The 8025-nt window shown below is 40.9% G+C and carries 8 protein-coding genes; 7 read left to right on the plus strand and 1 reads right to left on the minus strand.

All coding sequences use genetic code 11. The features are described 5' to 3' along the window. Positions 1–3: 3 nt before the first annotated feature. From ABD036_RS11165 to ABD036_RS11195, 7 genes are all read left to right on the plus strand, one after another. Positions 4–792, plus strand: a complete 789-nt coding sequence (locus ABD036_RS11165; RefSeq protein WP_343859893.1) for a class I SAM-dependent methyltransferase — start codon at positions 4–6, stop codon at positions 790–792. Beyond that, positions 789–1733 (plus strand): Gfo/Idh/MocA family oxidoreductase, encoded by a 945-nt coding sequence (locus ABD036_RS11170; RefSeq protein ID WP_343859895.1) that lies wholly within the window; start codon positions 789–791, stop codon positions 1731–1733. Before ABD036_RS11165 ends, ABD036_RS11170 begins: the two co-directional genes overlap by 4 nt. A gap of 11 nt (positions 1734–1744) precedes the next feature. Next, positions 1745–2299 carry a sulfotransferase family 2 domain-containing protein gene (locus ABD036_RS11175; protein ID WP_343859897.1) on the plus strand — a complete coding sequence of 185 codons (555 nt, stop codon included), beginning with the start codon at positions 1745–1747 and terminating at the stop codon, positions 2297–2299. A 27-nt stretch (positions 2300–2326) separates the two neighbouring features. Further along, a complete protein-coding gene (locus ABD036_RS11180; RefSeq protein ID WP_343859899.1) occupies positions 2327–3313 on the plus strand; it encodes a Gfo/Idh/MocA family protein in 987 nt (328 codons plus the stop codon). Next, positions 3313–4170, plus strand: coding sequence for a sulfotransferase (locus tag ABD036_RS11185; protein WP_343859901.1), 858 nt, complete (start codon positions 3313–3315; stop codon positions 4168–4170). The genes ABD036_RS11180 and ABD036_RS11185 overlap by 1 nt, the downstream gene beginning before the upstream one ends. Before the next feature lie 428 nt (positions 4171–4598). Further along, on the plus strand, positions 4599–4838 hold the full coding sequence (locus ABD036_RS11190) for a hypothetical protein (protein ID WP_343859903.1): 240 nt from the start codon (positions 4599–4601) through the stop codon (positions 4836–4838). 1074 nt (positions 4839–5912) lie between these two features. Next, positions 5913–6203, plus strand: coding sequence for a hypothetical protein (locus ABD036_RS11195; protein WP_343859905.1), 291 nt, complete (start codon positions 5913–5915; stop codon positions 6201–6203). A 419-nt stretch (positions 6204–6622) separates the two neighbouring features. Here ABD036_RS11195 and ABD036_RS11200 read toward each other — a convergent pair whose 3' ends face one another. After that, a complete protein-coding gene (locus ABD036_RS11200; RefSeq protein WP_342804460.1) occupies positions 6623–7777 on the minus strand; it encodes an IS110 family RNA-guided transposase in 1155 nt (384 codons plus the stop codon). Between the last annotated feature and the right edge of the window lie 248 nt (positions 7778–8025).

Genomic DNA, 8025 nt, shown 5'->3' on the forward strand with positions numbered 1-8025 from the left:
AATATGAGTAACTATTTTGCGAAGGATTACCTGAATTATTGGGACGATGCGGTTAAAAAGTCGATTGATGGCTTACCTATTGCTGGTGACGCAGTACAGCAGTTATATCTAAAAAAAGCAGGGATTAAAAAGACCCATAGAATTTTGGATGTTGGCTGTGGAAGTGGCAGAAACTATCAAGTGTTGGCAGACTTTTCATCGCAGGTATTCGGTATAGACGTATCCTATGACTATCTGAATAAAGCTAAGCATTCACCTTATGTTGCGCTGATTAAAGCGGGTCTAGAAGATACTAAGTTTCCTGCGGATTATTTTGACTTTTTGTTTGTTTGGGCGGTGTTCGATCTTGTTGAGCAGACCGCGGCTTTAATTGAAGCTAATAGAGTCCTCAATATCGGAGGGAAAATATTACTAACGGCTAAAAACGTCAATTATTCAATGGATGACCGGCCCGCGCTGGTGGCTGAACGAAACGCAAAATTAAAGAAGTTTCCACACCGATTTACTGACGCTAATAAATTGTGTGCAGTGCTGGGTGACTTGGGGTTTGAAGTGATAGATCTGATTAAATTTCCTCGAAGAGGAGACTTAGGCAAGAATTCTTGTGATGCCTCGTCGACAAGCTTTTATGAATTTATTTTAATTGCGCAGAAAATATCGATTCCTGCTAAAGGTTCAGTCCCAGATATTTCACAAGAATTTTCAAATACTGCTTTGCAAATGAGCTCAGACAACCACTTCACTGATGTACTTTCTTTTTTTGAATCGACATGTTTTAAGGACGAACTTTGAAACGAATACTACTCGTTGGTGCAGGTAACCTCGGTAGCAGACATCTGCAGAGCATCGCCAAACTTGAGCAACCAGTGAATGTGGTTGTTGTTGAACCAAATATTCAGGCTCGTGAGATAGCTAAAAGCCGGTGGCAAGAGATACCCACATCAGCCATACATTCATTAAGTTTTGTGAGTATGAATGATTTAGAACCCGGATTTGATATTGCCGTAGTTGCAACGCTTTCAATCGACAGGCTGCCCATCATCAAACGATTAATTGAATTGCAGGTTCCAAATATTTTATCTGAAAAGGTGATATTTCAAAGTGTACAGCTTTACCAGCAAGCTTTAGATTTTTTAGCGACCAGTAACAGTCAAATATACATCAATTACATATACCGGTTTTCGAACGTTATTCAGGATATTCAGCGCGAATGTGCAAAAAAAGTCGTCAATTTGGATGTAAATGCAGGCAACGTGGAGTTGGGTTGTAATCTAATCCACTACCTTGATTTAGGCGCATTTCTTAATAGCGGTGCTGATATTACAAAGCTTGAAGTTGACGTTTTAGCGGTACAAAATAATAACCCTAGACATACAAGTCTCAAATCATTTTATGGTGTGGCAACAGCTGAATATTCCAACGGAGCAATACTGCGAGCCAGTCTTTTAGATGACCCAAGTATTGATTATACGCTTAAAGCGACGGCAGACAGCCATCAATATTTGATAAACGAAACAAAACGAAAAGCATATTTTACTGATAAACCATTATGTGAATTTGATGCACCCAGAGTCAGTGATACTACCTTAGAGGTGATCAACAGCTTACAACAAAACCGCTGTGTTTTACCCACGTTAAGCGACGCCTTTAAAGTGAATCAATTAATGTTGGATAGTCTCAATATGAGCCATTTTGGCGCAGACGATGCGTCACTGCTTTGTCCAATTACTTGAGTAAGTAAACTATGCAAATCGTCGCGTTCATCCATATACCGAAAACAGCTGGCAACAGTTTTATGAAAGCATTTTCTTTGCTGAATACTAGTGTTAACTTCAAACGGTTAAGCACAGCAAATGGTATAGATGCCCAGTCTTGGCAAGATGCTTATAGCTTTTGTGTAGTCAGAAACCCTTACGATCGCGCGGTTAGCTCTTACTACTTTCATGTGAAAACTGACTATCAGGGGCAATTAATGTCTCGCTACCCAAAGCTGAAGTCTTATACTTTTGAACAGTATTTAGAATTACGCACTAAGTACAATGAATTTTTGCTAATGCCACAGGTCAACTTTATCTCCCGACGCGATGGGTTAGCTGATGTGAAAAAGATTTTACGCTTCGAATCGTTACAACAGGGAATTGAGCAAATCAACCAAGATTTGAATGTGAAATTAGAATTAGAGCACTTGAACTCATCTCCGCGACCGAAGAATTATCAAAGTTTCTACAATGAGACGACTTTTAAGCTGGTTTCAGACATATATGCTAAGGACATTGAGGCCTTTAATTATGAGTTTTAATCCTCAAAATTACGAGTTTTTTATATTATGAATAATGACCACATCTGGTTGATTGGGGCTGGCCCCATGGCTATTGACTACGCCAAAGTACTAACTGCTCAAAATCGTACATTTACTTGTATCACTCGAAGTGAACAAAGTGCGGCGAACTTCCTCAAGCAAACAGGAATCCGAGCCATTGCTGGCGGACTCCAAGAGTTTTTGCAACGTAATCCGGATATCCCAGCCTATGCGATAGTGGCAACGGGTGTTGAAATGTTAAGCCAAGCCAGTGAGTTGTTGCTTAAGTCTGGGGTTAAAGCGTTACTGGTAGAAAAACCTGCAGGGTTGGATATTAAGCAAGTTGAGCAAACTCAAGTGTTGGCTAAACAATGCGATGCAAAAGTGTTTGTCGCCTACAATCGTCGTTTTTATGCATCCGTAATAGCTGCACAAAGCATGATAGCTGAAGATGGCGATATTGAGTCTTTGTCATATGAGCTCACTGAGTGGTCTCACGTTATTGCAAAACTAGACATTAACGATGACATAAAGGAGAACTGGTTTGTAGCCAATACTAGTCATGTTGTTGATCTGGCTTTTTTCCTTGGCGGAAAACCCAAAACGCTATCGGCATTCACAAGCGGCCAAACTAGTTGGCACAAGCGCAGTGCCGTGTTTGCCGGTTCTGGAGTAACTGATACAAATGCGCTGTTCTCCTACAATGCAAACTGGAACGCTCCGGGCAGATGGAGTCTCGAAGTCTCAACGCCAAAAAGGCGTTATATTTTTAGGCCAATGGAACTATTGCAAGTACAAGACATTGGAAGTGTTGCAATACGAACTGTAGATATTGATTTAAAATATGAAGAATCGTTTAAGCCTGGGCTTTACAAGCAAACAGAAGCATTTTTAAACCAAGAAACAGAAAATTTATGTTCTCTTAGCGAGCATTTGATAAATATGCATTCGTATTATCGAATGGCGGGCTATGATAATCATGACAATGACAATGACAATGACAAAACAACTTAATGATGAATAAAAAAGCGTTACTTATTTGCGGTCAAATGAGATCGGGTACTACATTGTTAGCCAATTTTCTAAATGCACAGAAATCTATATCTGTGCATAGAGACAGAGCAACTGTTTTGTTCAGGACTCAAGATGGCATTGAACATCCTCTCGATTTCAGTTTGCAAATCGACCAACAACAACGAGAGTCTATACAATTATCTCTTGATAAAAACATTCGAAAAATTTTTGAGGCAAAAGAAAAAGACAATAAGCGAATTGAAGCCGGTATTGAAGAGCAATACATGCTGAAATTTGACACTAAAACGTGTCGAAATTATCGGGATATTATTCATCAATGTTTTGAGCAAATGGCAGCCCCTCAAGATAGTTACGTCGGTACAAAAGTGACGTTGTGTGAGCATAACGTGCCCCCCTTTTTACAGCAGTTTAACGGAAAGGCTATCGGAATCGTTCGTAATCCATTAAATGTCATTAGTTCGCTCATTAGTCGACAATTTTTTGATGGTCGAAAGGCCCCACTAGCAAGCACATATATCCGCTCGTGGAAGCGAGGAACTAACAGGTTACTACAATGTAAAGATGCCAATCTTTTATTGCTTAAATTTGAGGACTTTGTGGGTAATAAGACAGAGACTTGCGAAAAGCTCTCCGCCTTTTTAGAACTGGATATTAATCCAAACATCGATCAGCTTTTTGACTATGGCCTGCCTTGGAAAGGCAACTCAAGCTTTCAACAAAACTTGTCGGTGGCAGACGAGAGTGTAATTACACGAAAAGTGACATTACCTAAACACATAGAAGATGAAATCCTATCTACTTGTAATGACGAAATGCAGAAGTTCGGATGGATCTAGGAGTAACAAAACCATAGTGGTCCATCTTGATTTAACACTTACTCGGAAACGTTTCTACTCAATCTGACAAGCATCTTTGTAGAGCGAGAAGCGGATGGTCGACTAAGACATTCTGACGATCAGTAAAATTCAAAAAGCCGACTTTCTTCCACCTTGCTCATCCCCTGGAATTACCATGAATTCTCAGTAAATACGCACTTGTTAGAACAGGATTAGCTAAGTTATTGAAAAGGAATATTAAATTTTAAGTAACGCCCTTTGATAACTGAGAAGTCCCAGTAAGACACAAGAAAACCATTAGTAAAACACCCAAATAATAAGGTAAGCTTTTGATATTAAGATAAGAAATGTAGAGGTCAGTAGTGAAAGCACATGCCTGTTACTGTGATGTCTACATAATAAGCTGTTAGGTAACCAAGGAAATACAGGTGCATATTGTCATAACTGAGAAGGAAGTGGTTCTTACTAAACAGGAATACCAATCGTTTCGGGAAATTCAAAACGACTTCTTTGATTACGTTACTTCACTTGGACCTTGGACTGCCGAAGAAATTGTCGTTTACCTTGAGACTGAGTACCCAAAGATTGCACCTTCTGCAAAAGAGCAAGTAGAAGCACTTATTAAATCTGGTCATTTTGAGGTTATCTTAAAAGGGCTTGGTGAATAAGGTTACCTAACAAGTTACTCAAAAGGACGCAAAACGCTTGGCTTGCGCTCCTTCGTCGCTAATTTTAGCCAAGCATTTATGCGCCTATTAGTAAGGCGTTAAGCGGCTAGGGCAGCTTCGAGGCAAACTTTGCGCATGATCAGGAGGCTACCTCTTTGAGTACGATTCCATTTTTCATTGCAGACATTTGGCAGGGGCTGCTAAAGGGTCATGGGTTACTCAACCTCCATGACAACACGCTCCGCCTTGAAATCCAGCTTGTGGACTCATTGACGGGCTTGCTCAAGGTCAAGCACGTGGTACGTGAAGTTCCTCTCGTAGATGTTGCTTCCGTCTCAATGCGCTCGTATCTCGGCGGCTTCTACACCGTACTCTGGGTTCAAGGCACGCGCATGGATGTGTTCCAGGGTTTTCCTCGTACAAGGGGGGGGCGCTGCCGTCTCAGAGTCGCGCGTCGAGACCGGCAGTCTTGTACATCATTCGTGGAACAGTTCGCGGCAGCCAAGGCGTCGGATTCTGCAGATTCACCGCCTAACAAGCCACTAAAGCGGGACTCGTAACAGTTGGCTCGGTTTCGCTTCGCTACACATTTTAGCCAACTATCACTCGCCCCTTAGTGGAGCGTTATAAGTACTTATGATTCAGGTGATTTTTCAAACATTATTAATCTTAATTTATTTTTCTTTTATTCTTTTGTTTCTGCCAGTCAGAGCATGGAAAAAAGGACGTAAAAAATTATCAATCACATTGTCAATTTTTAGTTTCTTATCTGTTGCGTTACTCGTCAGCTATTTTACCGACGATACAATTGATGACGCTGGTTTTGTCGTATTTGGAATGTTGTTCTATATGCCAGCGATGTTTTTTATTATCCAACTAGTGATTTATTTATTATGTAAGTTTTTTTCATATATCAATAAACCTAGATTAATAAAAGGTATTGATAGTTAAGGGGAATGTACTTATAACAAGTCATTCAAAAGGACAAAAAACAGCTGGTTTTTGCTCGTGCCTCGCTTATTATAACCAGCTATTTATTTGCCTCTTAATGAGGCGTTATGTGAATTTGCGTGAATGTGTACTTCAACCCCCAATGCGGATAAGAAATTTTTGAGATTGTTTATTGGCTTTGTATTTATTGTTGTATCTATTTCATTAGGTTATGAAATTTACACTGGGGATGCTTTCGTAAAAAGTGGTGGTGGTAACATTAATAAAGAGCCCACATCTTTTTACTTTACGATTACTTTCGAAGGGGTTGTATGGCTAAGTCTTCTTATATGTTTATTTTTGCCGGAACAGAAGCTCAAACTTTTAAATAATTGGTTAGCAAAATTAGATTCTAAACATGATGACAATAAATGAACATTCACATAACAAGCTGCTCAAGTATGCAGCAAAAAACGCTGCGGGACAGTTGCTCGCTGGCTTCGCCAACAACACTCGCAACTGCCCCTTAGCAGAGCGTTGGTATGACTCCCTTTGTCAATAAAAACCGAGTGTCTCCCTGACATTTTTTCGGTCCATAATTAATTATTCTTTCACTCAAATAAATTGAGCTAACGCACCGGATGAGGCAGTAATGTCGTCGGTTGTCATGCTGGTATCCGTAGGTTACTTATTCAGTGAATAAGCAGAGCTGACCTTACTCGTTCCGCCGTGACACCTTCTCATCAGTCTATGCTCGTGGATCAATAACGGTTAAGTTACTGCCATCATAACGCCCTCGTAGGTTGTGCCACATTCCGCGGCCTGATCCGAATGCGTTAACTCAAAACTTGTCATCATGCGGGTACTCGACTTAATCTTAGTTTGGGGTTTACTGGTGTGAGTACCACCTCTTTGGCAATGGCCCAAATGTAGGCTGCCATTTCTCGGGCAATTGCAGTAATGATTAAATTGTAATGTTTGCCTTTTTTATTCATGCGTTGATAGCGTTTACACAATCGAAGTTGTGCTTTCCACGCAATATCGACGATATCTTTGGGTAAGCCTTCCTGTCGTAATTGAATATCCGTCGAGATATTAGCTGGGTATCGATAACTGTGAGCGCCCTCAATGAGTAACCGTCTTGCTCGACCATTACCGCATTTGGTAATGGCCCCTAAATGCCGTTTTCCGCCTGACGAATGTTCACTGGGAACCAGACCGAGGTAAGCCATTAGTTTTCTGGGGTGGTCAAAACGATGTAAGTCTCCGAGTTCAGCGACTACGCCTACTGCAACTAGTAATCTTACTCCCCGCATTGCCTGAATTGCTTTTACCACAGGATAATATCGCCATTGAAATACATGGTGGGTTAACTCATTGTCGAGTCGTTCTAAGCGACGTATTCGTTCTTCAATGGTTTGCAGTTGTTCTTGCAAAACGATGTGCTGAGCTGGGTGGGGCAGTATCAATTCGGTTAACCAGCGCAAGTGTTTCTTTGACCAATTGGCGGAGCCTGCATAACGAATATTATTACGTAGCAACAACGCTTTGAGTTGGTACTTAGCTTCTTTTAAATCTTTCATCGCCGCTTCACGTGCGCGAGATAAATCCCGCACCGCTTCATCTTCTGGCTCGGGTACATAGATAGGCGTGAGATCTTCTGATTTGAGTAATTTGACTAGTTTGAGTGCATCACGTCTGTCCGTTTTAATCCGTTCACCCGGCTTTTTAGGAATGAGGGACGGTGCGACCACATAACAACAGTGGCCTAGGCTGGTGATCAAACGATAAATCCAATAGCCACAAGGTCCTGCTTCATAGACAACATGTAATGTTGCACCTGGATATTTAGACTCGAACTGCCTTATGAGTTTTTTCATGCTGACTTTAGACGACGGTATTCTGCCATAATGCACAGGCTGTGCCCCTCGTTGCTCTTCGCAATAAGCCACTTCGTTAAATTCTTTGTGAGTATCCAATGCTAAAAAAATTATGCTATGTTTGTTCATGCTAGCCTCCAAATGATTTAGTCTTTAGCAAACTAATTATGGTTCCGGCCAGCGCTCTGGTGGCTTTTAGCTAACCCACGAAAATGCGGAGGCTAGCATTATCAAAGGGAGTCATTGTGTCTATTCGCACAGGTAGCCATGATATTCGTAGTTGATAAAACCGCCCAAAGATTGATGCGCTTTCTTGTAATCGGATTTACTTTAGGCGCATTATTTTCAATCTACCAGATTACAAAAGGTCCAGAATT

The sequence above is a fragment of the Aliiglaciecola litoralis genome, assembly GCF_039523355.1.
Taxonomy (GTDB): Bacteria; Pseudomonadota; Gammaproteobacteria; order Enterobacterales; family Alteromonadaceae; genus Aliiglaciecola; species Aliiglaciecola litoralis.